The organism is Corynebacterium sp. HMSC08F01 (genome assembly GCF_001807545.1).
In the GTDB taxonomy this organism is placed as follows: Bacteria; Actinomycetota; Actinomycetes; order Mycobacteriales; family Mycobacteriaceae; genus Corynebacterium; species Corynebacterium coyleae.
The window spans coordinates 12962-37495 of sequence record NZ_KV789315.1; the positions used below are offsets into that span (position 1 = coordinate 12962).

Annotated in this window: 20 protein-coding genes, 2 tRNA genes and 1 pseudogene (1 of these 23 running past the window's edge); 8 read left to right on the forward strand and 15 right to left on the reverse strand. The window is 62.8% G+C overall.

The genetic code is table 11. The features are described from left to right. Positions 1-18: 18 nt before the first annotated feature. The gene (locus HMPREF3171_RS08090) at positions 19-660 is read right to left on the reverse strand and encodes a uracil-DNA glycosylase (protein WP_070422949.1); all 642 of its coding nucleotides are present in this window, start codon (positions 658-660) and stop codon (positions 19-21) included. Continuing rightward, positions 661-1623, reverse strand: a complete 963-nt coding sequence (locus HMPREF3171_RS08095; protein ID WP_070422950.1) for a thiamine-phosphate kinase — start codon at positions 1621-1623, stop codon at positions 661-663. A 34-nt stretch (positions 1624-1657) separates the two neighbouring features. Here HMPREF3171_RS08095 and HMPREF3171_RS08100 point away from each other — a divergent pair, with 34 nt between their 5' ends. After that, positions 1658-2584, forward strand: a complete 927-nt coding sequence (locus tag HMPREF3171_RS08100) for a DUF3515 domain-containing protein (protein WP_070484343.1) — start codon at positions 1658-1660, stop codon at positions 2582-2584. 22 nt (positions 2585-2606) lie between these two features. Here HMPREF3171_RS08100 and HMPREF3171_RS08105 read toward each other — a convergent pair whose 3' ends face one another. Then, positions 2607-3656 carry a D-alanine--D-alanine ligase family protein gene (locus HMPREF3171_RS08105; RefSeq protein WP_167594520.1) on the reverse strand — a complete coding sequence of 350 codons (1050 nt, stop codon included), beginning with the start codon at positions 3654-3656 and terminating at the stop codon, positions 2607-2609. Positions 3657-3681: 25 nt separating this feature from the next. Beyond that, a complete protein-coding gene (locus HMPREF3171_RS08110; RefSeq protein WP_070450038.1) occupies positions 3682-4680 on the reverse strand; it encodes an NAD(P)H-dependent glycerol-3-phosphate dehydrogenase in 999 nt (332 codons plus the stop codon). Positions 4681-4784: 104 nt separating this feature from the next. Here HMPREF3171_RS08110 and HMPREF3171_RS08115 point away from each other — a divergent pair, with 104 nt between their 5' ends. Genes HMPREF3171_RS08115 through HMPREF3171_RS08125 form a run of 3 tightly spaced genes read left to right on the forward strand, consistent with a single transcriptional unit; the run spans position 4785 to position 6787 of the window. Beyond that, positions 4785-5816: an NUDIX hydrolase gene (locus tag HMPREF3171_RS08115; RefSeq protein WP_092102430.1), complete on the forward strand. Its 1032-nt coding sequence runs from the start codon at positions 4785-4787 to the stop codon at positions 5814-5816. Between the two features lie 26 nt (positions 5817-5842). Next, a complete protein-coding gene (locus HMPREF3171_RS08120) occupies positions 5843-6337 on the forward strand; it encodes a YbjN domain-containing protein (protein WP_070484205.1) in 495 nt (164 codons plus the stop codon). Positions 6338-6340: 3 nt separating this feature from the next. Beyond that, on the forward strand, positions 6341-6787 hold the full coding sequence (locus HMPREF3171_RS08125; RefSeq protein WP_070450044.1) for a hypothetical protein: 447 nt from the start codon (positions 6341-6343) through the stop codon (positions 6785-6787). 31 nt (positions 6788-6818) lie between these two features. On the opposite strand, the gene leuD is transcribed toward HMPREF3171_RS08125, so the two are convergent. Together leuD and leuC are read right to left on the reverse strand one after the other, a co-directional pair. Next, entirely contained in the window at positions 6819-7412 is a 594-nt protein-coding gene (gene leuD / locus HMPREF3171_RS08130; RefSeq protein WP_070484208.1) for a 3-isopropylmalate dehydratase small subunit, read from the reverse strand. 12 nt (positions 7413-7424) lie between these two features. After that, positions 7425-8846 carry a 3-isopropylmalate dehydratase large subunit gene (gene leuC / locus HMPREF3171_RS08135; protein ID WP_070484211.1) on the reverse strand — a complete coding sequence of 474 codons (1422 nt, stop codon included), beginning with the start codon at positions 8844-8846 and terminating at the stop codon, positions 7425-7427. A 60-nt stretch (positions 8847-8906) separates the two neighbouring features. Here leuC and HMPREF3171_RS08140 point away from each other — a divergent pair, with 60 nt between their 5' ends. Further along, positions 8907-9593 (forward strand): IclR family transcriptional regulator, encoded by a 687-nt coding sequence (locus tag HMPREF3171_RS08140; protein ID WP_083279497.1) that lies wholly within the window; start codon positions 8907-8909, stop codon positions 9591-9593. Between the two features lie 85 nt (positions 9594-9678). Here the strand turns inward: HMPREF3171_RS08140 and HMPREF3171_RS08145 are convergent. Next, a pseudogene (locus HMPREF3171_RS08145) lies at positions 9679-10035 on the reverse strand (FAD/NAD(P)-binding protein); the annotation flags it as partial. A gap of 151 nt (positions 10036-10186) precedes the next feature. Here HMPREF3171_RS08145 and HMPREF3171_RS08150 point away from each other — a divergent pair. Beyond that, the gene (locus HMPREF3171_RS08150) at positions 10187-12778 is read left to right on the forward strand and encodes a YhgE/Pip domain-containing protein (RefSeq protein WP_168161890.1); all 2592 of its coding nucleotides are present in this window, start codon (positions 10187-10189) and stop codon (positions 12776-12778) included. Next, positions 12775-14964 (forward strand): YhgE/Pip domain-containing protein, encoded by a 2190-nt coding sequence (locus HMPREF3171_RS08155; protein WP_070484218.1) that lies wholly within the window; start codon positions 12775-12777, stop codon positions 14962-14964. The genes HMPREF3171_RS08150 and HMPREF3171_RS08155 overlap by 4 nt, the downstream gene beginning before the upstream one ends. Positions 14965-15044: 80 nt before the next feature. Here the strand turns inward: HMPREF3171_RS08155 and HMPREF3171_RS08160 are convergent, their stop codons facing one another. Next, entirely contained in the window at positions 15045-16739 is a 1695-nt protein-coding gene (locus tag HMPREF3171_RS08160; RefSeq protein WP_070422959.1) for an alkaline phosphatase D family protein, read from the reverse strand. A gap of 136 nt (positions 16740-16875) precedes the next feature. Here HMPREF3171_RS08160 and HMPREF3171_RS08165 point away from each other — a divergent pair, with 136 nt between their 5' ends. Then, positions 16876-18654 carry a fibronectin type III domain-containing protein gene (locus HMPREF3171_RS08165; protein ID WP_141740858.1) on the forward strand — a complete coding sequence of 593 codons (1779 nt, stop codon included), beginning with the start codon at positions 16876-16878 and terminating at the stop codon, positions 18652-18654. 3 nt (positions 18655-18657) lie between these two features. Here HMPREF3171_RS08165 and HMPREF3171_RS08170 read toward each other — a convergent pair whose 3' ends face one another. From HMPREF3171_RS08170 to HMPREF3171_RS08200, 7 genes are all read right to left on the reverse strand, one after another. Continuing rightward, positions 18658-20082, reverse strand: a complete 1425-nt coding sequence (locus HMPREF3171_RS08170; RefSeq protein ID WP_070422961.1) for an FAD/NAD(P)-binding protein — start codon at positions 20080-20082, stop codon at positions 18658-18660. Between the two features lie 120 nt (positions 20083-20202). Beyond that, complete coding sequence (locus HMPREF3171_RS08175; protein WP_070422962.1) at positions 20203-20787, reverse strand: HD domain-containing protein; 585 nt, start codon at positions 20785-20787, stop codon at positions 20203-20205. Between the two features lie 81 nt (positions 20788-20868). Continuing rightward, complete coding sequence (locus tag HMPREF3171_RS08180) at positions 20869-21690, reverse strand: PhzF family phenazine biosynthesis protein (protein WP_070422963.1); 822 nt, start codon at positions 21688-21690, stop codon at positions 20869-20871. Between the two features lie 63 nt (positions 21691-21753). Next, a tRNA-Glu gene (locus tag HMPREF3171_RS08185) sits at positions 21754-21826 on the reverse strand. 77 nt (positions 21827-21903) lie between these two features. After that, complete coding sequence (locus HMPREF3171_RS08190; protein WP_246815358.1) at positions 21904-23121, reverse strand: alpha/beta hydrolase; 1218 nt, start codon at positions 23119-23121, stop codon at positions 21904-21906. A 34-nt stretch (positions 23122-23155) separates the two neighbouring features. Further along, entirely contained in the window at positions 23156-24373 is a 1218-nt protein-coding gene (locus tag HMPREF3171_RS08195) for an alpha/beta hydrolase (protein ID WP_070484221.1), read from the reverse strand. 135 nt (positions 24374-24508) lie between these two features. Further along, a tRNA-OTHER gene (locus tag HMPREF3171_RS08200) sits at positions 24509-24534 on the reverse strand; it runs 50 nt beyond the window's last position.

The window sequence follows — 24534 nt, forward strand, 5'->3', positions numbered from 1 at the left end:
AAAGCTTACAGGGAGCTGTTACAGACTCCAGTCGATGGGATTCGCACCCTGTGCTTGAAGCGCTTCATTTGCACGCGAGAACGGGCGCGAACCGAAGAAACCGCGCGATGCTGACAACGGCGACGGATGCGGCGACTCAATCCGGGGAGTATCCCCCAGAAATCTCGCAGCTGTCTGTGCGTCACGGCCCCACAAGATAGCTACGAGTGGCGCGTCTCGGCGGACAAGCGCCTCAATTGCGGCCTGGGTAACCTCTTCCCAGCCTTTGCCACGGTGTGACGCGGGCTTTCTCGGACGCACGGTAAGCACCCTGTTGAGCAGCAAAATGCCTTGCGACGACCACGACGACAGGTCCCCATCCGCCCGGGGCGGGATACCCAGATCAGCCTGCAGCTCTTTGTAGATATTCACCAGCGACCTTGGCGCCGCCACCCCAGGCTGGGTGGAAAACGCGAGCCCCATCGGGTGTCCTGGGGTCGGATACGGGTCTTGGCCCAGGATGAGGACCCGGACATCGTCGAACGGATCCGCAAAAGCCCGCAAAATATCGTGGCCACGCGGCAGGTAGTCGTCCTCTGTGCGCAAAAACTGCCCCATTGCGTGGATTCGATCTTCCACCGGAGCGAGCGGTTCCTGCCAAGATTCGTGCACGGGCAACATTTAGAAACTCTCCCATCCGGTGGTCAATTCTGGGGCCTCGCCGTCGATGCGCACCCCGGGCTTGCGGGTGACTGCGCCAATCGAACGGAACCCAACCGGTGCGGACCCATCGATCGTGCCGATGAGGGTGTGGTCCTCCCCACCTGTGAGCACCCACTCCCACGGGTCGACGCCAAGGAGTACGCCCGCAGCCTGCAAGGTCGCATCCGGGCGCAGCGCCACCTTTGACAGTTCGATGCCTACCGAAGATGCCTTTGCCAGCGTCGTCACATCCCGGATGAGCCCATCCGAGTTGTCCGTCATCGCGGTCGCGCCTGCCGCGCGCGCCACCACGCCACGCCCCGGGGTAAGCACCGGGGCCTGATGCGCCTTCACAAGCACCTCGAGCTCCTCCGGCACATCAATCCCGGACTGCAGCAGCGCGAATCCTGCGGCTGAATAACCGATATTGCCGTGCGCGACCACTCGCTGACCGGGGCGTGCCGCATCTAGCGTCAGCGGCGGACGGTTACCACCAAGCGAGCCGATTGCGGTTACGGAGACCACAAGTTCTTGCCCGTCGGTCAGATCCCCGCCGACGAGTTCACAGCCATACTCCCCTGCCATATCCCCAATGCCGCGGGCGATCTCTTCGACCCATGCTGCCGGCGCATCGCGGGAGACAGACACCCCCATCAGTGCTGCAATCGGGCGCGCGCCCATTGCCTCGATATCCGCGAAGTTCTGCACCGTCGCCTTGCGGCCCAAAAGGTACGGGGTTGTGGTCGCACGAGTGAAGTGATGGCCTTCCACCAACATGTCGGTGCCGGCGACGACTCTCGAGTTTGGCACTGAGGGGGTAAGTACCGCTGCGTCGTCGCCGTTGAGGGCAGACGGTGCGGCAGCGCGAATCGCGGCGATAACCGCTCGCTCGCCGACCTGCGCAAGCGTCGGACCATCAGTGGGAAATCCGGTGGTGATCACGGGTTGGGCAGCCCTTTCGTTAGACTATTTCGCCATGGCAACCACGGCGCACGAACCACAGGTTAATCGCACAACAATTTTGGTCAGTCTTGGCCTCGCAGTCCTTCTCGTCCTCGGAGCCGTTATTGGCGCTCGTGTGTTCTTCCAACGTGTGGCGCTGCAGCCGGTCGCGATGGCTGATCTTCCTGCCCCGATGGCCGATAGCCCGGAGTGCGCATCGTTTATCGGCGCCCTCCCCGACCGGTTCGCCGGCCTTCCCCGTGCCGAACTCGCAGAACCGGCACCACAAGGCGCCGCCGCCTGGCGCAAGTCCACCGATGACCGCGTCACCCTGCGCTGCGGTGTAGACATGCCGGCGCAGTACACGGACTACGCCGTTACTGAAACCATCGGCAATGCAACGTGGATGCGTATCGACGACCTCACGCCCCAGTCCAACCTGGCCACCTGGTACACCGTGAACCGCTCCCCTGTGATCGCCGTGACCGGTGATGCGCAGGTACTCCACGACTCAAAGAAGTCCCTCGGACGGCTGGGCGCCGATGGGCTGCCATCGAAGGATCAGCCCCACAACCCCGCGCCTTTGTCCGCGTTGGAAGGCGCAGATGCATCGAAGTGCGACGCGCTGCTCCAGGCCGCACCGGATGCTATCGCCGAGGGCTACACCCGGACAGAGCCTGCGTCCGAAAACACCGTCGCATGGCGTGCTGAGGGACGTGATCCGATCGTTCTGCGCTGCGGTGTCGCCCCATCGCCGAATTACGCACCGGGTGCGCAACTTGCTCAGGTCAATGACATTCCGTGGTTCGAGGATGTGCTGTTGGCAAACGGCACCACGGCATCGACGTGGTACGCATTGGGGCGCGACAGCGGTATCGCCGTCTCTTTGCCGCAGGCGGAGAGCAACGAGGCGATTACGAACCTGACTGAACTGATCGCCGAGCACACCGCTGCGCTTTAACGCTGCGCCATAACGCTGTGCTTTAACGCAGCGCGGTCCGCACCAGCGTGTCCAGCAGTTCCGGGTAGTCCACTCCGGTGGCTGCCCACACCTGCGGGTACATCGAAATCGCGGTGAATCCAGGCATGGTGTTGACCTCGTTGAGCACCGGGCCGTCCTTGGTGACGAAGAAGTCCACACGTGCGAGCGACTTACAGTTCAGCGCCTTGAAACACGTCACCGCCATGTCTTGAAGTTGCGCGGTTGTTGCCTCGTCGAACGGTGCCGGAATCGTTGCCGTAACGCCCTCTTCGAGGTATTTCGTTTCAAACCCGTAGAAGCCTTCTTCGGAGTCTTCGGTGCCGTTGAGCTTCGCTGGCAGAGATGCCGCAATGGTCCCGTCGGGTCGTTCGAGGACTCCCACCTCAACCTCGTCGCCGACAAGTTCCGCTTCCACAATCACCTTGGAATCGGATTCGTGCGCAAGGTCGTACGCCGCCGGGAAGTCGTCCCAGGAGCTCACTTTGGACACACCGATCGATGACCCACCGTTGGCGGGTTTTACGAACACTGGTAGACCGAGGTAGTCACGCTCGTCGTCGTCAAGCACTGCCCGACCGTCGAGGATCACTTCCCTGGTGATCGCAATGTTTTCAGCCGCGACGAGCTTCTTCGTGTACTCCTTGTCCATGCCACAGGCGGATGCAAGCACCCCTGGGCCAACGTACGGGACACCAGCGAGTTCGAGCAGTCCTTGCACTGTGCCGTCTTCGCCGTATTTGCCGTGCAGCACCGGGAAGACAACATCGACGCAAGCGATACTTTCGCCGGTTGCTACATCGAAGATCTGCCCCTTGCGCGTCGGGTTGATGGAGAGTGCAACTTCGCGGCCTGCGGGCACCTCAGGCAGCGCGACGCCGTTTACTGGGTCTGTTGTGCCTTCGACCCATACGCCGTCACGGGTGATACCGATGGGAAACACCTCGTAGTCAGCCGGCATGTGTTGCATCACCGACGCTGCGGAAATGCAGGAAATGGAGTGCTCGGTGGACATGCCACCATAAAGAACTGCTACGCGAATCACGCTGACCAATCTACCGCGTAGCCATGGCGCAGTTTTACTCTGCCTTCTTGCTGCGCCCCATCAGTGTCGCGATCGTGTCCGCAACTTTGAAGTTGTCGTGGCAAATGGCAAACACTGCCTGGGTAATCGGCATCTCCACGCCATGCTTTTCGGCGAGCTGGAAAATGCTTCTCGACGACACCACGCCCTCCGCAACCTGGCCCTTCGTCGCAGCCTTCGCCTCTTCCATCGTCGCACCTTGCCCCAAAGCGGAGCCAAATGTGCGGTTACGCGACAGCGGCGAAGCACACGTGGCCACGAGGTCTCCCATACCGGCAAGACCTGCAAACGTGCGGGGATCCGCGCCGAGCGCGTTGCCCAGACGGGTGGTCTCTGCAAGGCCACGGGTGATCAGGGATGCCAGGGTATTGTCGCCAAGCCCCTGGCCGGAAGCCATACCGCAGGCAAGCGCAATGACATTTTTCGTCGCGCCGCCGATTTCGCAGCCCACAACATCGGTGTTGGTGTACGGCCGCAAATAGTTAGTCGCACACGCGGCTTGGACGAGTTTTGCGCGGTTCTCGTCAGCGCATGCAATCACGGTGGCGGCAGGTTGTTCGAGCGCAATCTCGCGCGACAGGTTGGGCCCGCTGAGCACTGCAATCCGGTTCGGGTCCGCTCCGGTGACCTCTGCAATAACTTCACTCATACGCAGATGTGTTCCTGTTTCCACACCCTTTGAGATGGACAGCATCGTCGCATCAGCCGGGATCATGGGTGCCCAACGCGCGACGTTTTCCCGCATGGTCTGGCTGGGTACGCCAAAGACGACGATGGTCGCGTCTTGCAGCGCGTATTGCTCGTCCGAGGTGGCTTCGATCGCATCCGGGAGTGTGATGCCGGGAAGGTACTCCGGGTTTTCCCGCGTGGTCTGAATGGTGCGGGCAAGGTTGTCCCGACGCGCCCACAGCGTGACCCTGTTGCCGGCGTCCGCGAACACCTTCGCCAGGGTTGTACCCCAGGAGCCTGCCCCCAGTACCGCAACGTTGACCATATTTTTCTGAATCCTCCCAGCCGATTGTTCCGGTTTAACCTACCACCGGCCGTGGCGCGTGGCGTGTCCGGCGTGAGTGGGTTACTTGGGACACAATGGAGGACATGCCTACTCACGCATCCAAGACACCAGGAAACAGCGGGAAGCTCTCCGAGCAAGATAAGGACGCCTTGGGTGAGAAGTTTCTCACTGGCAGGCTTCAGGCTATTCCGTTAAAACCGCAGAAGGAGTTCGAGCGCACCACGCTTGCTGCGGGTGCGGTGCTGTGGCGCGGTGACGTTACGCAACCCGACACCATTGAGGTTGCGTGCATTCACCGTCCTCATTACGACGACTGGTCGCTGGCCAAGGGCAAGGTCGACCCTGATGAGTCGCTTGTACAAACCGCAGTACGTGAAATCAAGGAGGAAACGGGCTACGACGTTCGCCTGGGCAAGTTGCTGGGCAAGACGGTCTACCCGGTAAAGAAGACCACCAAGGTGGTCTATTACTGGACCGGCGAGGTCGTCGGTGGCGAGTTCGTACCCAACAACGAGGTCGACGAGATCCGCTGGCTGCCACTCAATGAAGCGCTTGAGTTGATGACGTACGACCTCGACCGCGAGGTGCTCCAGAAGGCCCAGAAGCGCTTTAACACGCCCGCAGATGCACGCATCCTCTATGTCCGACATGCCCGCGCCCACGACCGCAACAAATGGTCCGGCGACGACAACTTGCGTCCTCTGGATAAGAAGGGCCGCCGCCAATCCGAGATGCTCGTTCCCCTGCTCAGTGCGTTCGCGCCGGAACGTATTTACTCGGCGGTTCCGGAGCGCTGCCAGCACACGGTTGCGCCGCTGGCGGATGAGATGGGGTGTGAGGTTGTCGTCGATAAGCAGTTTGGCGACGATGCCTGGATCGCCGACATGGTTGGCGCCAAGCACGCATTCAAGGACGTGATTGAGGCCGGCGGAACCAGCGTGGTGTGCGCGCAAGGTGGGATCATCCCCGGCATAATCGCGTGGCTCTCGGCGCAAGGGACACTGCCTATCGACGAAGAAATCCGCGCGAAGAAAGCCTCCGTATGGGTGCTGACGTTCCACGACGGCAAGCTCATCGGCGCGGACTACATCCCCTCCCCACTTCCAGTTCTGTAACCCCACCACGACGAAAGGCCCAGACCATGGCAGCTCCTACCGCCATTTCCCAAGACCGCATCGCGGCCACCCTGAAATCAATGGGGGTGCAGTACTTCCGAGAAGACAGCGGCGAGGTTCGCACCGCATTTCCCAGCCTGATGGTGTTCTTCGAGGTAGCCGAGGGTGGTTTCAAGGCCACCGCACGCTGGCTCGGCATCATTGAGGGCGACGATATTGAGGCGCTGCGTCTGCGCTGCAACGAGATCAACCGGACGATGCCCCTCGTGCGCGTACACCCGGTACGTCGTGAGGACGATGCCGTCGTGCTGATCGACGCGCCGTTCTTCTCCAACGAAGGCTTCACCGACGAGCAGGTGCGTGCAATGTTGGACTACTACTTCTCCGCAATCCATCACGTGGTGAACCTGCTGCGCGAGGCCTTGCCAGATACCAGCGAGCTCTTGTCGACGAGCGGCCCGAAAACCTTCACCACCGAAGCAAACACCGAAGCCAACGCCGAAGCTAACCAGGAGGACTAGGACATGACTTCTGCAACCAGCAACCTCAGCATCGACCGTGTCATCGCCTTGTTTGACAAGGAAGGCTGGAAGTACGAAAAGGCACCGCTTGGCCCTGCGCTGCGCACCGGTTTTTCCGGTATCGGGCTGGAAATCAACATGATCGAGCCGAATCTCAACGTGCTGACCACCGTCGCTGTGGATTCGGTGAAGGCCGCGCAGTTTAATGAGGTGCTCGAGTGGGTGGAGCGCTACAACATTGAGAAGGCTTACCCCACCGTGACCGCAGTGAAGGACGAACAGCGCGGCATCACCGCGCTTGCCGTGACCTACTCTCTGCCGGGTTACTGGGAGCGCAGCGACCAGCAGTTTTCCGACGAGATCAAGACCGGTATCCAAGGCGTCGTTGTCGCTGCGCGTGAGTTCCTGGAGGCGTTCGCCCCGGGCGTCGTCGACCAGTTGGGCAAATAACCAGCCCGAGGGCGCTATCGCCGTCCGGGGTCTAACCCGCGACGGACGGCTTGAACGCTGGACGCGTTGCTTCGAATCGTTCGATGGCGGGCTCGTCGCGAAGCGTCAGCCCAATATCGTCGAGGCCTTCCATGAGCCGCCAGCGGGTGTAATCGTCGATCTCGAAGGTAAAGGTGTTGCCGCCGACGGTGACGGTGCAGTCTTCGAGCGAGACGATCGCCTCATCACCTGGGTGCTGCTCAAGGTGCTTCCAGATCAGCTCGATATCGGACTGGCTCATGATGCCCGCGAGCAGGCCAGCTTTGCCGGCGTTTCCGCGGAAGATATCCGCGAATCGGGGGCTGAACACGGCACGGAAGCCGTAGTCCATGAGCGCCCAGACAGCGTGTTCACGCGAGGAGCCTGTGCCAAAGTCCTCGCCGGCGAACAGCACGGAGCCGTCTTTGAACGCGTCCTGATTGAGGACGAATGTGGTTTCGTTTTCACGCCAATTAGAAAATAGGCCGTCCTCGAAACCGGTGCGGGTCACACGCTTGAGGTAGCGCGCGGGGATGATCTGGTCGGTATCAACGTTGGTGCGGGTCAGCGGAACGCCGACGCCGGTGTGAGTGGTGAACTTTTCCATGATCGGGCTCCTTTACAGATCTGCCGGGCTTGCGAGGTGGCCGGTCACCGCAGTTGCTGCTGCAACCAGCGGGGATACGAGGTGGGTACGGCCACCCGGGCCTTGGCGGCCTTCGAAATTGCGGTTGCTTGTGGAGGCACTGCGCTCCCCCGGTCGCAACTGGTCTGGGTTCATGCCGAGGCACATGGAGCAGCCCGCGGTCCGCCATTCTGCGCCGAACTCTGTGAAGATCGCGTCGAGGCCTTCTTCTTCGGCCTGCTGCTTCACAAGTGTGGAGCTCGGTACGACGAGCATGCGTGTACCTTCGGCGATGCGGCGGCCCTTGACAACGTCGGCGGCTGCACGCAGATCCTCGATGCGCGCGTTGGTGCAGGAGCCGAGGAAGACCGTATCGATGGTGATGTCGCGCAGCGGCATGCCCGGGGTCAAGCCCATGTATTCGATGGCCTTCGCAGCAGATGCCTTCGTGTTGTCGTCGGTGAAGTCCTCCGGGTCGGGAACGTTTTCGCCGAGCGGCAGACCTTGGCCTGGGTTGGTACCCCAGGTGACAAACGGTGTCAGTGCTGCACCGTCGATTTCCACGACGGTATCGAACTTTGCGCCTTCATCGGTCGGCAGCGTCTTCCAATACTCCACGGCTGCATCCCAGTCCTCGCCCTTCGGCGCGTACTCGCGGCCCTCGACGTAGTCGAACGTGGTCTGGTCCGGCGCGACCATACCGGCTCGCGCGCCTGCCTCGATAGACATGTTGCACAACGTCATGCGTGCTTCCATGGACATTTTCTCGATGGCCTCGCCGCGGTACTCGATAATGTGGCCCTGGCCGCCGCCGGTGCCGATCTTGGCGATGATCGCCAAGATCAGGTCCTTGGCCGTCACGCCGTCCTGCAGCTCGCCGGTGACCTCGATGGCCATGGTCTTGAAGGGTTTCAGCGGCAGGGTCTGGGTGGCCATGACGTGCTCCACCTCAGAGGTGCCGATGCCCATGGCAATCGAGCCGAACGCGCCGTGCGTCGAGGTGTGCGAGTCGCCGCAGACAATGGTCATTCCGGGCTGTGTAATGCCCAGCTGCGGGCCGACGGTGTGCACGATGCCCTGCTGGATATCGCCCATCGGGTGCAGCTTCACACCAAACTCGGCGCAGTTGTCGCGCAGGGTGGCTACCTGGGTGCGCGAGGTAGGCTCGGTGATCTCGACGAGGTCACCGCTGGTAATACCCGTGGTGGGCACGTTGTGGTCCTCCGTTGCCAAATGCAACTCGGGGTGGCGCATGGTGCGTCCATTCATCCGCAGACCGTCAAACGCCTGCGGCGAGGTCACTTCGTGCAGGAGCTGGAAATCGATGAAGATGAGGTCAGGCTCGCCGTTTTCCCCCTTCGTTACCACGTGGTCGCGCCACACTTTCTCCGCTAATGTCAACGGTGGCTGAGTCATCCGGTCCTCCTTCATACGGGCCCCCAACATCCCACACTATGAGATGCTAGGATTCGAACTGTGAGACAGTATAACGAAGGTTCCGGGATTAAAGTCCTCGACCGCGCAGTTGCCATCACACGCTCGGTTGGTGCGGGTGATAAAACACTCGCAGAACTTAGCGACGACACCGGCCTGCCACGCGCAACCGCCCACCGCATTGCCACTGCGCTGGAACTGCACCATGTGCTTTCCCGCAACGAACACGGCGAATGGACACTCGGCCCAGCACTGACCGGTCTTGCCACGGGGCTTCCCTCCGCGCTGCTTCCGGCAGCCGCGCCGGTTATGCGAGACCTGGTTGCACAGACCGGGGAATCCGCACAGCTTTACCAACTGACGGGATCGACCCGCACCTGCATCGCTGCCGAAGAACCGGAAAGCGGACTCCACAACGTAGTGCCGGTTGGCTCCAGGCTCACACTATCGGCCGGTTCTGCCGCCCGCGTGTTTGCTGCCCACTGCCCGATCGACTCCCCGTTTGATGCAGCGGACCTCGAACAGGTACGCAAGGTCGGCTACGCCGAGTCTGTCTCCGAGCGCGAGGTTGGCCTGGCGAGCGTGTCCACCCCGGTGTTCCAGCCCGACGGCACCTTAGTCGCGGTCCTGTCTGTGTCGGGTCCCGCCGAGCGCTTGAAGCCCTCCCCCGGCGCAACATGCGGCGAGGCGCTCAAGGACGCCACCGCTCGGCTGAGCGCCGAGCTCTAGCCGAGCTCTAGCCGAGCTCCGGCCCGGCACTGGGGGCGCCAACGGGCGTCAGCGAACGTCGATGTCGTCCAAGCGCCTCGCGGGCCACACCGCGGGGGAAGCGGATCTTCCGCCGCAGGATCAGTTCGTCCTCGATGCAGTAGGCGCCGACCAAGAACGCCTCGATCTCCTCACTCGGCGGGGTCCGCTTGACCAGGTAGGGGTCGATGAGGAAGTTATCCGAGGTCGTGCGGCACCGGGTGCGGTTCATGGCTAGGCCCACCAGGGGCACGCCGTCGGAACGCGTCTTGGTGAAGGCGACTTCGGCAAGGGTTAGCCCGCAGCCGTCGACAAGCGAGCGCCCCGGCTCAAGATACAGACGCAACCCGCGCTCGCGCAGCGCTTCTGCGACGCCGCCGGAGAGTACCTCGGTGAGCCACGCGCCGCGCGTCGGCTCCTGCCAGTCCCGGGCCGAGCACGCCGCGCTCGAGGGCGTCGGCGACGAGGGCGCGGGCTGTGCGGTCCTTGGCGCTACCGCCGGGGTTGAAGGACTCGAGTTTGGCCCAGACCCGGGGTGTTTCCCCCAACGCTCCATTCGAGGGTACGCTCGCCACGTGAGCAAGAGCGGGCAGATTCTTGGACGGGACATTCGTCGCCTGCTGCGCGTTCCCCGGGCCTTCATCATCATCGTCGGCGTGCTCATCACCCCCGCGCTCTACGCGTGGTTCAACATCAACGCCTTCTGGGACCCCTACGCCCACACCCAGAACATCCGCATCGCGGTGGTCAACAACGACCGCGGCGCCTCCGCCGAGCGCGTCGGCGAGGTCGACGTCGGCGAGCAGATCACCGAGCAGCTCAAGGCCAACGACAAGATCGGGGGGGTGTTTCTCCCCGAGGACGAGGCACGCGACGGTCTCATGCGCGGCGACTACTACGCCATGTTCCTCATCCCTCCCGAGTTCAGCGAGGACCTGCTGAGCCTCGTCAGCGGCACCTACACGCAGCCGGTGTTGGAGTACTACGTCAACGAGAAGAGCAACGGCGTCACCCCCTCGATTACCGACGCCGGCGCCTCCGCCGTCGACACGGCCGTGTCCGAGGCCTTCAAGAAGAAGGTCGGCGAGGCCGCGGCGACCGAGCTGCGCAACAAGGGGTTCGCGGCGCGCGATGACGCCGAGGAGGCCCGAGGCAAAGCCTCCGGGAGCTTCGGCCAGATCGCCGCCGACCTCGACGCCTCCCAGGGGCGGGTGGCCACGATGAAGCAGAGCATCAGCGGTGCGCGCCCGGTTGTCGCCGAGCTGAACACCCTCGTCGGCTCCGTCGACGACACCCTCCGGTCCGTGGACTCCTCTCTCGGCGAGGCCGAGGGGATCATCGCCGAGCTGCAGAAGTCCTCCGCCGGTTTCAGCGCCGACACATCGACCGCGCTCGTCGAGTCCACCAACGCGCTCAGCCTCGGCGCCGCCTCCGCCAACGCCTCCATCGCGGAGGCGACGGGCCAGCTCGGCACCGCCCAGGGGCGGGTGCGCTCCGCCGTCGGCGAGGTCGACGGCGTGGTCAAGCAGGGCGAATCCGCCGCCGCGCAGCTGCGCGCCATGTCGGCCGGGGCGGCCCTATCGCCTGAGGTCCGCGCTCAGCTCGACGCCGCGGCTAGCGCGCTGGAGGAGCGTACCGCCGCCTCCCACGCCGTCCTCGACGGCCTGAACAACGTGGACCGCAGCGCGAGCGCCGCGCTGGCGTCGATAGGCGAGCTCGGCGATTCCCTCGAGGCCACGGCCGCCGACTCCAACGCCGCAGCGCGCGACGCGAGCACGCAGCTCGGCGAGTCCGTGCCCGCGATCAACGCCTCGCTCGCGCAGGCCTCCGGCAGCGTCGCCTCCGTGCGCGGCGCGCTGAGCAGCCAGCGTGCCCTGCGCGAGGAAACGACCTCCCTGCTCGCCGGGGTGGACAACCAGCTCGCGGCCAGCCTCGGCATCCTCGACGAGGTCTCGGGCAACCTCGGCACGCTTGCCGACGGCGCCCGCGCCGCCCAGTCCGACATCAACGCCCTCCTGGCCACCTCCGACTCGGAGGCCCTCAACACTGTCACGAACCTCAACTCCGCGAAGATCGGCGAGTACATCTCCTCGCCCGTCACCGTCGAGCAGCAGGCCGTCTTCCCCTCGGAGAACTACGGCAGCTCCATGGCCTCCTTCTTCACCAACCTGGCCCTGTGGATCGGCGCGTTCGTGCTGACGATCATCTTCCGCGTCGAGGTCGACACCGAGGGCTTCCGCCGCCTCACCGTCGGCCAGGCCTACCTCGGTCGCTTCCTCCTCTTCGCCACGCTCTCGGTGCTCCAGGCCGTCGTGGTGACGCTCGGCAACGTGGCCTTCGGGGTGCAGATGCAGTCCGTCACGGCCTTTCTCGTCACCGCAATCGCCATCGGGGTTGCCTACACGGGGATCATCTACTCCATCGTCTCCGCGCTCGGCCACATTGGCCGCGGCATCGCCGTCTTCCTCGTCGTCATCCAGATCCCGGGCGCGTCGGGCCTCTACCCCATCGAGCTCATGCCCGACTTCTTCCGCCGCATCTACCCCTTCCTCCCCTTCCGCTACGGCATCGACGCGATGCGCGAGACCGTCGCCGGGTTCTACGGCCACCACTACCTCCGCTTCATGGCGGCGCTTCTCGCCATGTCCGCCGCGGCCTTCGCCCTGGGGTGGCTGTTCCGACTCACCTCCTCGCACGCCAACCTCCTGTTCAACCGCCAGCTCGCGCGCACGAACCTGATCACCAACGAGAAGGTGGAGGTCATGGGCTCGCCCTACCGCGCGTCCGACATCATGGCCGCCCTGTCGGACCGGGATGAGTTCCGCGGTGGCGTCGAGAAGCGGGCGCGGATGCTGCGGGAGAACTACCGCACCCTCATCTTCGGCGGGATCGTCGCGGGCATTGTCGGCATCGCCATCATCACCCTGCTCACCATGCTCCTGCCCACCGACAAGACGATCATGCTGGCCATCGTCGTCGCCTGGTCGCTGCTGGTCGTCCTCTACCTCGGCGCGGTGGAGTACTTCACGCAGAGCCTCGTCGACGCCGAACAGGTCTCGCGCCTCGGCGAGGCCGAGCTGCGCGACGCCGTGATCCACCGCCACGACTCCGCCGGCACCAGCGTCACCATCGGGCCCGCGGATGCCGAAAGCGAGGACACCAAGTGAGAACCGTCTTCTCCATCGCCTACAACGACCTGCGCCGTCTCTACACCAACGTCATGGCGGGCATCGTCATGGTCGGCCTCATCGCCATTCCCTGCCTCTTCGCCTGGTTCAACGTGCTGGCCACGTGGAACCCCTTCGCCAACACAGAGCGCCTCGAGGTGGCGGTGGCCAACACCGACCGCGGCCACACGAGCGACCTCACCCCGCTGGCCGTCAACGTCGGCGACATGGTCCTCTCCCAGCTCTACCGCGACGAGTCGATGGACTGGGTCATCACCGACGCCGACGATGCCATCGAGGGCGCGAAATCCGGCGAGTACTACGCCGCCATCGTCCTGCCGCCCACGCTGAGCGACGACATGTTCACCTTCTACGCCGGCGACGCCGAACCCAGCCGGATCGACCTCTACATCAACGAGAAGAAGAACCCCATCTCCCCGCTGCTCATCTCCAACGGCACGCAGGGCGTCAGCGCCCAGATCAGCGCGTCGTTCACCAGGGCCCTCTCCGAGGTGTCATTCGGGCTGATCGAGACGGCCTCGGACTTCTTCAACGAGGCGGAGACCAAGCAGGCACTCGATTCCATCGAGACGCGCACTGCCAGCGCCCGCGACCAGCTGCTCTCCAGCGCCAGCACCGTCGACGCGCTCGCCTCGCTCACCGAGTCGAGCGTGCCGCTCGTCGACAGCGCCGAGCGGATCTCCGGGGCGCTGGGCGACTCTCTCGGGCAGGTCCACCCCGTCGACCTCGGAGCCACCGGGGCGGGCCTCGGCGGAGACGGCGCGGCGCTTGCGGCGGCGCTGGGGGCGACGTCGGAAAGCTTCGCCGCAGTGAGCGACCGCGTCGACCAGCTGATGGCGGACTCCTCCGCCACCTCCCAGGCCACCGCCGCGAACCTGACGGACATCGCCGCGCGCATCGATGTCCAGGTGAAGCAGTACACGGCCCTGCGCGACACCATCAACGACCAAGTCGCCCCGGCGCTTCCCCCCGACGCCCAACCGGCGGTGCGCGCGGTGGTCGGCGACCTCAACGACGCTATCGCCCGCCAGACGGCCGTGCGCGACCGACTCAACGACGCCGCCACGCGCCTCACCGCCGGGCAGGGCAGCCGGGACGGGAAGAACGCGGACCGGCAGGAGATCAAGGACTCGATCGCCCGGGCCCGCGAGGCGATGGACTCGGCCAAGAATTCCTACGACACCGGGATCCGCCCGCGCCTCAAGGCGCTGTCGGGCTCGCTGGACAACGTCCGGGCGAACGTCGACAAGGCCCGCTCGGACATGGACGGCGTCTCCTCTGCCCTGGCCAATCGGCCCGGCTCGCTGCGCGACACCCTCGCAGCCTCCGGTGCGGACCTGCGCGACACGGCGGAATCCCTGCGCGCCAACGCAGCGAGGATGCAGGAGGCGCAGCAGTCGATCGCGCAGGCGCGCTCGAGCGGGGACCTGACGAAACTGGCCGACCTCGTCTCCAGCCACCCGGAGGAGCTCGCCGACGCCCTCGTCGACCCAGTCAAGGTGGAGCGCAAGGAGGTCTTCCCCCGCGTCAGCTTCGGCGCCGGCATGGCCCCGCTCTACACGGTCCTCGCCCTGTGGGTAGGCGCCCTGTTGACGTCAGTGGCCGTGCGCACGGACGACCGCTCCATCGAACAGAACGTGGTCGATCCCGGCCGCGTCACCGCGGGCCAGAAGTACTTCGGCCGCTACCTGACGTTCGTGACCACCGGCCTGGCCCAATCCACGCTCCTCATGGCGGGCCTCATCGTCTACGTGGGCATCGAGCCCGCGCACCCCTTCCTCCTCTTCATGGCGGGGTGGGTCTCGAGCCTGGTCTTCCACCTGATCTGCTACACGCTGGTGCTCTCCCTGAGCAACGCCGGCAAGGCCGTGGGCGTGCTCATCCTGGTGCTCCAGGTCTCGGCGGCGGGCGGCGCCTACCCGCTGCAGCTGCTGCCGGGCTGGACGCAGGCGATCAGCCCCTGGCTGCCCGCGACCTACTCGATCCGCGCTATGCGCGCCGCGGTCTTCGGCACCTACGGCTGGGACTTCTGGCGAGACCTCGGCATCCTCGTCCTCTTCGCACTGCCCTTCCTCCTCCTCGGCCTCTGGCTGCGCCACCGGCTGCACCACGCGATCAGCCGCATGGACGAGGCGGTCGCCCAGACCAAGGTGATGATGTCCTAGCCGCGCCTACAGGTCGATGGTGCCGCGCACGCGGGCGGTGACCGCCCACCCAGATGTCGCGGCCGTCGTCGATAAGCAGATTATGCTTCGACGAACCCCTCGCCGATGCGCCACTGGCGCTTCTCGCCCAAGCTGACGGAAGCGTCCGGGTCCTCCACGTCCGAGACGCGGTAGTAGAGCATGTCCACGTAGTCGTAGTGGATGCTGGCCACGCCGTAGCCGTGTGCGTCAAAATCGATATGGCTGACCCACGGGTTGGCATCCCGAATCGTCTGCTCCACCAGCAACGACGTGGAGTTGTCCTCCTTGTGGTACGTGCCGAACGCGGTGGTCAGGATCTCGTCCACGTTAGGCGCGGAGATTGAGGTGGTGACCATCTCGCAGCCGATCTCGCCGAAGCCGGACGGTGAGGCGATCGAGTTCGCCCACTCCGAGTGAATATCGCCGGTGAGGAACAGTGCGTTCGATTCCTGCTCGTCCAACATGGTGAGCAGGCGGTCGCGCTCCGCGGCGTAGCCGTCCCACTGATCCGAATTCACCGCGATGCCCGTCGCGCGCTCCTTCATATAACCTGCAGCGATGTTGGCCTTCTCGTTGTCCGGGATGGTGGCAAATCGCATCGGCGAGACCATCACCGAGTTGCCCAGCACATCCCAGCGTGCGGTGGACTGTTGGAGTTGTTCTGCCACCCAGGCAAACTGCTCGTCGCCAAGCATTGTGCGCTCATCGTTGGCAAAGTTGTCGCTGGTGGTTTCCTCGTCGCGGAAGGTGCGCAGATCCATCATGGTCAGCTGCGCGAGGTTGCCAAACTGGAAGCTGCGGTAGATGCCTGGAGCCTCAATGAGCGCACTGCGACGCACCGGGAGCCATTCGTAGTACGCCTGCATCGCCGCTGCTTCGCGCTGCGCCCACTTCCCTTCAACCCGGCCGTCCGTGTGGTTTTCGGCTCCTTCGCGCCAGCTGTTGTTCGCCGACTCGTGGTCATCCCACACCACAATCCAAGGGCACGCCGCATGGGCCGCCTGCAGGTTCAAGTCGGTGCGGTAGCGGCCGTAACGTTGGCGGTAATCCTCCAACGTGGTGATTTCCCACTCCGGATGGTGCATCCTGGCAACGCCACTCTTGCCTACGTATTCGCCGGTTGGATACTCATAGATATAATCGCCGAGGAACACCACGTGGTCGATTTCGCCCGCGCGCGCACGCTGGGCCATGTCAGCGTAGGCGCTAAAGAATCCGGACTCCCAGTTCGCGCAGGAAGCGATTGCGAGATTCAGCGTATCGACGTCAGCGTCCTTTGCAGGAGCCGTCAACGTACGCCCGATTGGCGAGGAAGCACCGGCGTACTCACCGGATTTCACGATGAAACGGTAGAAGTACTCCGTATCTGGATCGAGCCCGTCCGGATCGACGTGCACCGTGTGGTCGGATTCCGCACTCGCCGTCGCGCTTCCTGTCTTTGGGTGAGTGAAGTCTTCATTGGTGTCGATCTGCCATTCCAGCTCGATATCGTCGCCAAGACCTGAGCCCGGCAACGCCTCGCGCGAGGGCGTCACACGAGTCCACAGCACCACGCGATCTGGCAGCGGATCTCCGGAAGCAACCCCGTGCAAAAACGGCAAGCCCCACTGATCCGCCGGCGTTGGCACCTCGGGAGTGGAGACTGTGCTGCGGCGGGCAGCAACGGCACCACCTGTGCCTAGGGCTGCGGCGGCGACAGTCGCAGCGACGGTTTGGAGAAATATACGGCGATTGACACGGGATTTCGAGCTCATGCCGCTCACTTTCAACCAGCTCACAGACTCATGCAACGAGGAACCCGCCAAGTTTCCAAAAGTTCACCCACACTTCACTGAGGTGACGATCCGCTAGTAACCCGCTGTTAAAACAACGTGACTTGTGTGGGTGGACATGACTGTTTCGCTTTCCCGTGCCCCTCGTTCCCTCCGCCGCGGCGCAATCTCCGCGGCCGTTGTCGTATCGCTGTTTGGCTCTGCCACGACGGCCGTCGCTGCAGATGCCCCTGAAGGTGCAATCAACACCCGCATCAGCCGCATCGTCCTCGGCATCGGATCCGACGCAACGGAAGCGAACTTGGCCTGGCAGTCGAAGACCAACGAAACACAGTTCCTGGAGTACTGGCCGACTGCTGATCCAACCAACATCACGCGCGTGGAATCGCCCCGTGGCCCGTACAACTCGGCTGTCTTCTACCCGCACGAAGCGACGATGACCGGCCTCGAGCCTGACACGGAGTACGCCTACCGGGTTGGAAGCGATCGTCGTGGCTATAGCGAGCAGCGCACCTTTACCACCGGCACCGACGGAGATTCCTGGAGCTTCCTCGCCATGGCCGATGCGCAAATCGGCGTAGATACGAAAATCGCCGAGCAGTCCGCCGCATGGAACAAAGCGGTCAATACCGCAACCGGTGAACACCCCGACTCCGCGTTCATCATGCACCTGGGCGACCAAGTTGAGGGCTGGGGTGCCCCGGTCAAACAGCTTGAGGCATTCACCGCGCCAGAGAAACTCCAGGAGTACCGCCTTGCCGTACTGAAGGGCAATCACGAGACATACACGCTCGACCGTCACTTCCAGGACACGTACTTCCTGCCCAACGAAGTTGATGACACCGCGAACTACTTCTTCAACTACAACAACGTCTTGTTCATCGGGTTGGACGGCAATCGCGCATCCAAGGCCGACATCGACGTCCACGCGAAGTTTGTCAACGAAACGATTGCCGCACATGGTGGCGACGCCGACTGGGTGATCGTCGGTATCCACCACGCACCGTTCTCCCAGGGCACGCACTACACCGACAAGGATGTCGTCGAACTACGCAACTCCTTGACCCCGAAGTTGTCCGAAGCCGGTGTGGACCTGGTGCTCAGCGGCCACGACCACATCTACACGCGCACGCATCTGATGAACGGTGTCGACCCTGTTATCCCCGCTGGCGCATCGAAGTCCGGCGACATTCTTATTCCGGAAGACAACGAGGTCCTCTACGTCACCTCCACCACGGCAACGGGTGGCAAGTACTACGACTTCCAGGACGAAAACGGCACAACCCACCCGAATGTCCGTGAAGAAAATGTTACTGACCTGGCGCACAAGTCCACCGCACGCTGGCGCCAAGACTACAACCCGGACTACACCAGCATCGATGTCTCGTCGGACTCGCTGAAGCTCACGACGTACAACATCAACACCCCGTACGTGGTGGATCAGGTCACCCTGCTGAAGAAGGATGCCGCGCAGGAGGACGCCCCGCAGGAAGAAGCACCGACGACGACTGAAAAACCAAGCGCGACCACGACGAGCGCCGCGAAGCCGACCACGCTCACTTCGGTGTCCACGGTGACGTTGACGGAAACTTCGACGATTACGTCCCCATCTCCCACCGTTGTGGAAACCACCAAGGTTGTCCCCACGACGGTGAAGCAAACCGTCACGCCCACCACAGAGAAATCCGGCGCCGATACCGGGACAACTCCGTCCGAGAACGACGCCAACAACGGCCCTCACGAGACCACTGAAACCGACGCGTCCGGCTCCAGCACGACCGGCATCGTCCTGACGGTGTTGGGCATCTTGTTCGGCCTCATCGCTGCCATTGTTGCGGTGCTGGTCAACCTGAACCCTCAGTTCGTCCAAGACATCCGCCACAAGTTCGGGATCTAAGGGCTACTCCGCTGCACGGGCACTGACACGCTCAGCCCACCGATAGATAATGTTCTGTTTATCTCGGCGTAGCGTGTCGTGGCCGAGGACCAACCCCTCGTTCATCCGCCCTGCAGCAGCAAGGTGCTTCTGCCCCACCAATGTGCCGTCCGGGTGGATGTGCAGGGCGCTAGTGTCTGCATAACGCATCCCGACACCACGCTCGACGAGATCCCCAATGAGAGTTCCGTCGACGACTCCGGCAGGTGCGTTCACGGCGTCAATCACGACTGTTGCGCCGACCTCCTTGGCCACTTCGGTCAAATCGTCTTCGCCACGGTTGAAGACGTCGGTGCGGATCCGGTTGTCGTCGATAAGCGCGAGCATCTCCACCGCCGATTCAACAGGTGGGCCGGTAGCAACGCGCCCGAGTGTGCTCATGAAATCGTCGAACTCGGAGCCGCCAAGCGAATCTCGACCGCCGAAGGACGCGCGCTGGATGAGCGCATCCTCGGTGTCGCGAAACGCCAGCGCCACAGCAAGCGCCGGCGTCCATGGTCTCTCCCCTTTTGCAGCAGCGACGGATGTGCGAAGTTCCGCCACTGGATCCCCTGTGAAGTCCTCGCCGTTGATCACCGCTTGAATATCCTCACACGCACCTTCGCCACCGACGATCGTGAGGATGGCTTCTGCTGACTCCGTCAGAATTTCCTTGAGCTCTTCAAGCGACTGGCACTGCAGAATCGCCCGGTCAGCTTTTTCAATGATGGGTTGGGCGGCGCGCGATTGCTCCTCGTCGAGGTAGGCCTTGACCTCCATAAAACGGCCCGATCGGGTCACTGGGTAAAACGCTTTCGCCTTTGCATAGCGCACGACATCGATAAAGGTCAGCGCTGCTCCGCGCACGAGTGCGATGTCATCGGATGTGACCGAATCCAGATTGCTTGCCGGGTACGCCGGGGCGATTACACGAAGATCCCCGAGATCCTGATGAGCAAGCGAGCCTGGCCAGTCATGCGCGTGCCCGGTCACCATGAGTACATCGTCGAACTGCTCGCCGTCCACTTCAACGCCATTTCCCACAGGGGTTACGTCCTGTACCCGAGTGATGCGGAAATCAAGCGTGCACTTTGCTGGCAAGTTCGTCCGCAACGCTTCCCACGAAGCATTCAAGTGCTCGCCTACTCGACGCCGTGGAGGGAACTGCCCTTCCAACTCGTCGTTTGGATCTAAGGGCCCCAGGTGGGTCTCCACAATGGATTTGGGGGCGTTGAGGATCCACTGCTCCGGAACCGAGGCACCAAACGCTCCTGGTGCTGAGATTTCTTCCATCGGTGTCTCGTTAAACACCGTAAGTTCGATGGCTGCTCCACGCTGCCCCGCACGATCAATGAGCTCTTCTGCAGCCCACAGCCCACGGGGGCCTGCTCCGATGATGGCAACTTTCATTTGCTACGCCCCTTTGCGGAGTACTCGTCGAGCGTTGCTGCTGCCCACTCGAAATCGGCACGGCATATGCCGCGACGCGCGTCGTATTCGCCAAAAGTTACGCCGGACATGTGCCCCACCTTAGGCGGTGCGGGCTTCCAATCGCTCGACTTGGCGACGAAGCTCCGCACCCAACTGATTGCCCGGCAAGCGTTCCTGAACCACATCGCACACTGAGCGGTACCACCACACCTGCCGCTCTACAGGCGAATTGAAGCGTCCCCAGAGGTCATCCCCGATTATGTCGAGGTCGGCATGAATGGAAAGCAGGTTGTGCAGTTTGTCTGCAGCTGCAATGAGAACACTGCCCTCCTCGGCTTCGCGAAGATGAGCAAGGTATGCGTCGGCGCGTCCCTGCCAGCTGCCGATGCTGTCGTCTTTGGTCACGCCTCGGACGAGGCCGACAACTCGCGCGCCGAAATCCGCAGCCATCTGCTCTGCGCTGTATTCCTCGGGGACATCTTCGAAAATATCGTGGAATAGTGCACCGATGAGAACGTCCTCGTCGTCGGTGACCTGAGAAACGAAGTGCATCACGCCAAACACGTGCGATACGTAGGGAATGTCGGTGCCTTTGCGCACGTCATTGCGGTGTGCAAATGCGGCGACGTTGATAGCCCGAATGATTCGCGGTGATGGGGATGCAACCGGAATGTGTTCTGCCATGTACGGCTCCTTTCTGTCGGGAAACACGTCCCACTGTAAAGGTGCCGCCGACACGAAAGACGGAACATTCGAACACTTCTGCTAATCGACGACAATCTGTCCCCGCACCCGCACCGTCACCGCTCCACCAACCCAAATGTCGGAGCCGTCGTCGCTGATCGCCACGCGACCGTCCCGGCCGAGCGCAGTACCTTGGGAGACCGAGTAAGTTGCCGGCACGTCCCCGCGCGATCGCAGCCACTGCGCCATCGCACCGTTCGCGCTACCCGTCACCGGGTCTTCGAACGTCGGAGTAAAAGCGCGTAACACATACGCCGGATCCGTCCCACCCGTGAGTGCGGCAAACGCAACCTTGAGATCGCTCGATGCCGGTCGTTGTAACGCGCGCAGGGTTTCTACGCTATCCAGCAGTGCCAACCGCCAGCCCGGCCCGTTGTCGCCCCACGCGGCGTCAACGAGCGAACTCTCCCCCACCCCGAACACGTCGCAGATCTCTGCACGCTCGCATGCCGTAAGAGGTGCAGAATTCTTCAGCGGTGGGGTTGCGAACGCGAGCGTCGATTCGCTGATACGCACCTGCACATTGCCAACACCGCACTCTTGGACGACGCCGCCTGAGGCCTTCGGCGTATTACCCAACTCCAGCCACGCACGCGCCGTGCCCAGGGTCGGGTGCCCTGCGAAGGCGTATTCCTCGGTTGGGGTGAAGATTCGGACCCGGTAGTCGGCCTCGTCGTTGGTGGGTTCGAGCAGAAACGTCGTCTCCGAGAAGTTCGTCCAAGCTGCGATCCGCTGCATCTGCTCAGTGGTCAGATGGTCCGCCCCGCAGATCACCGCGAGAGGGTTTCCCGTGTAGGCACCGGTTGAGAACACGTCGAGTTCGAAGAAACTAAGGGAAGTCACTGAACCTACGCTACCAATGCGAAAACCTCCGATCCGGAATCCGGATCGGAGGTTTTCTCCTTGTACCCCGTACGGGATTTGAACCCGTGTTACCGCCGTGAGAGGGCGACGTCCTAGGCCGCTAGACGAACGGGGCGCGCTCGCTTTTTGCGACTTGCTAACAATAAAGGAAACTTCCCAATATCAACAAATCAGCACGTCAGACGCTAAAAACTACTCCACACCAAGCGCTGGTCCGAGCGTGTCCCAACTTGCCACTAACTCACGTCGGAACAAGCCGAAGTTGTGCGTCCCTTCCTTGAACTCGTACCAATCCGGGTCGATGCCATTGCGTCGTGCCTCTGCGATGAAGTGCAGCGAACACGCATACGCGAGTTGCTCATCAGGCACAAGAAGTGGCTCGGGCGAATCGACGACCTCAACGTCAAGCTCCGACGGCAAACCACGTGAGGCCGACAGAAAAATCTTCTTCCCCTTGAGCCCCTGAACATTGCGCACGGGCGAGTGGGCGGCCCACGCCGGATCCCAGGAGCTGCCCCACATCTGTGCTGGGTCGCCCTTATTAATGCGCACGGTGCCGCTGGCGAAGGCCTGTCCGACAAGCCCAGTTGTCGACGGGCAGGAGGAATATGTTCCCGCAGCGACAAACCTGTCTTCCAAGGTGGCGATGTGCAGGGCTGGCCCACCGGACATCGAAAGGCCTGCGATGGCGTCGCGGCCGGTGCCGTGGAAGTGCTCGTCGATAAGCGGCGGCAGCTCCTTGGTCAGATACGTCGTCCACTTGTAACTGCCGTGCTTGTCGTGCGTTCCAGCCCAGTCGGCCTGCTGCGAGCCGATAGAGCCGCGCGGAGTGACCACATTGATGTGCTTGTCTGCGAAGAACTCAGAAGCGCGACCATCTTTCCACCACGGGGTCACCATTCCACCACCTGCGCCGCCCAGAAGGTAGAACGTCGGGCGCGGATCGGTGTTCTCAGGACCGCCTTCCGGCAAGATGAGTTCGTTTTCAATCTCCCGGCGCATCGATGGCGAGTAGACAGTGAGCACCCACACGTTGTCCTGCAAGTGCTCCAGTTTGCGGAACTGCGCAGGCGGCGCGTCCGAATCCGGGAACGTTTGGTCCACCACCGTGCTCGAGCCAAGTGACTGTGCCGCCCGGGAGCTGCCCTCGAACACAAAGCGTCCGAACAGCAGGTGGCCGAAAATACCGCTCATCATCGCGCCGATCAGGATGATCGGTATTGCTAGCGGCGGAGTATCCGGCCCAATCTGACGGAAGCTGTTGATCAGCGATGATCCCGTCCATCCAGGTGCTTCTTGCTTTTCGACGAGCCCAAGGCTCTCACGTGATTCCACCGCCGGTGCTGGCGTGGCGACGAGCAAGCTCACTGACGTAGTGGCTGCACACAGGGCCACACCGCGACGAATCATTGGTTTCACACGCCAAACTGTAGCCCAACAGCTGTCACGAACTCGACCCTGACGATTCTGACGAGCCTGACGATTCTGACGAGCCTGACGAGCCGCGCTGCCCCAAAGGTTGTGGCGCTTCGCTTGGCAGCGGCGACTTTGTCACCGGTGTTTCGCGCTCAAACGGCTCCACATTCAACGCCGGACCGATAACGCGCCAGCTCTCACGCATGGACTTTTCAAAAAGCCCCCAACTATGTGTGCCCTCCACCTGTGGGTACCACTCCACATCCAAGCCTGCCCGCTTGGCTTTGTCGGCGAAATAGGCAGAGCACGCATAGGATGCCGCCTCAATGGTCACAGGCGGGCCAATGCGCTCCGATGATGTCTTCGACGCATCGATCGCGCCAGGTACCCCCTGGGCAGCGGCGATAAACAGCGCAGTGTCCCGCAATGCATCCAGGTTCAACACCGGCGAATGCGCCCGCCAGGCCGGGTCGCTCGACATGCCCCACATCTTCTTCGGATCAGCGCCATTCATCTTCAGCGCTTCACGCACGTAGGTGTCCCCCAGCATCCCGGTTGTGGCCGGGCACCCCGAGTAGGAGGCCGCGGCGGCAAAGCGCTCCGGCGCGATGGACGCGATGTTCAGCGCGGGCCCTCCGGACATGGAAATGCCGGCGATGGCGTCGTGGCCGGTGCCGTGGAAGTGCTCGTCGATAAGCGGCGGCAGCTCTTTGGTCAGGTATGTCAGCCACTTGTTTCGCCCTGTTGCTTTATCTTCGCGATACCAGTCAGCCTGCATCGAGGACACCGACCCAATCGGTGTAACCACGTTGACCAGCTTGTCCTGGAAAAACTCCTGGTAGTCCGAAGAATTACGCCACGACCATCCGTTCGCGGCACCGTCGGCCCCCATAAGAAGGTAAAAGGTCGGGCGCGGGGTGTCGTTGTCAGAACCGCCGGGAAGAATCACCTCGTTTTTCACTTCTTTGCCCATGGCGTGCGAATAGACGACGACCTCGTAGACGTCGTTTTCGATGTGCGTTAGGGACTTCAACTCGGCCGGACGCGCGTCCGGGTCTGGGAACGTATCGCTCAGCTGGTACGAACTGGATCCTCCGGATGAGCCGCCGACGCTGGAGCCTTCGTACATGGACGAGCCAAAAACTCCCCCGCCGAGCGTCGTGAGAAACAGTGCCGGCACCGCAAGCAACGGAATCGTGGAAAACAAGCTAGACGCCGCCATTGGGACGCTGAGCGCGTCGATCACGCTTGAGCCAGTTTGACGCGCTCTGCCACTTAGAAACGACGGCAACAACCACAACATAGACACAAGGTACCTGCCGGGAAGGCCCGAACGCGAAAACCTCCGACCTGGCGAACCAGATCGGAGGTTTTCTTCTTGTACCCCGTACGGGATTTGAACCCGTG

Coding starts and splice junctions, on each gene's coding strand:
- HMPREF3171_RS08090 (WP_070422949.1), bottom strand. CDS start 660: ATGTTGCCCGTGCACGAATCTTGGCAGGAACCGCTCGCTCCGGTGGAA.
- HMPREF3171_RS08100 (WP_070484343.1), top strand. CDS start 1,658: ATGGCAACCACGGCGCACGAACCACAGGTTAATCGCACAACAATTTTG.
- HMPREF3171_RS08110 (WP_070450038.1), bottom strand. CDS start 4,680: ATGGTCAACGTTGCGGTACTGGGGGCAGGCTCCTGGGGTACAACCCTG.
- HMPREF3171_RS08115 (WP_092102430.1), top strand. CDS start 4,785: ATGCCTACTCACGCATCCAAGACACCAGGAAACAGCGGGAAGCTCTCC.
- HMPREF3171_RS08120 (WP_070484205.1), top strand. CDS start 5,843: ATGGCAGCTCCTACCGCCATTTCCCAAGACCGCATCGCGGCCACCCTG.
- HMPREF3171_RS08125 (WP_070450044.1), top strand. CDS start 6,341: ATGACTTCTGCAACCAGCAACCTCAGCATCGACCGTGTCATCGCCTTG.
- leuD (WP_070484208.1), bottom strand. CDS start 7,412: ATGGAAAAGTTCACCACTCACACCGGCGTCGGCGTTCCGCTGACCCGC.
- leuC (WP_070484211.1), bottom strand. CDS start 8,846: ATGACTCAGCCACCGTTGACATTAGCGGAGAAAGTGTGGCGCGACCAC.
- HMPREF3171_RS08160 (WP_070422959.1), bottom strand. CDS start 16,739: ATGAGCTCGAAATCCCGTGTCAATCGCCGTATATTTCTCCAAACCGTC.
- HMPREF3171_RS08165 (WP_141740858.1), top strand. CDS start 16,876: ATGACTGTTTCGCTTTCCCGTGCCCCTCGTTCCCTCCGCCGCGGCGCA.
- HMPREF3171_RS08170 (WP_070422961.1), bottom strand. CDS start 20,082: ATGAAAGTTGCCATCATCGGAGCAGGCCCCCGTGGGCTGTGGGCTGCA.
- HMPREF3171_RS08175 (WP_070422962.1), bottom strand. CDS start 20,787: ATGGCAGAACACATTCCGGTTGCATCCCCATCACCGCGAATCATTCGG.
- HMPREF3171_RS08190 (WP_246815358.1), bottom strand. CDS start 23,121: ATGATTCGTCGCGGTGTGGCCCTGTGTGCAGCCACTACGTCAGTGAGC.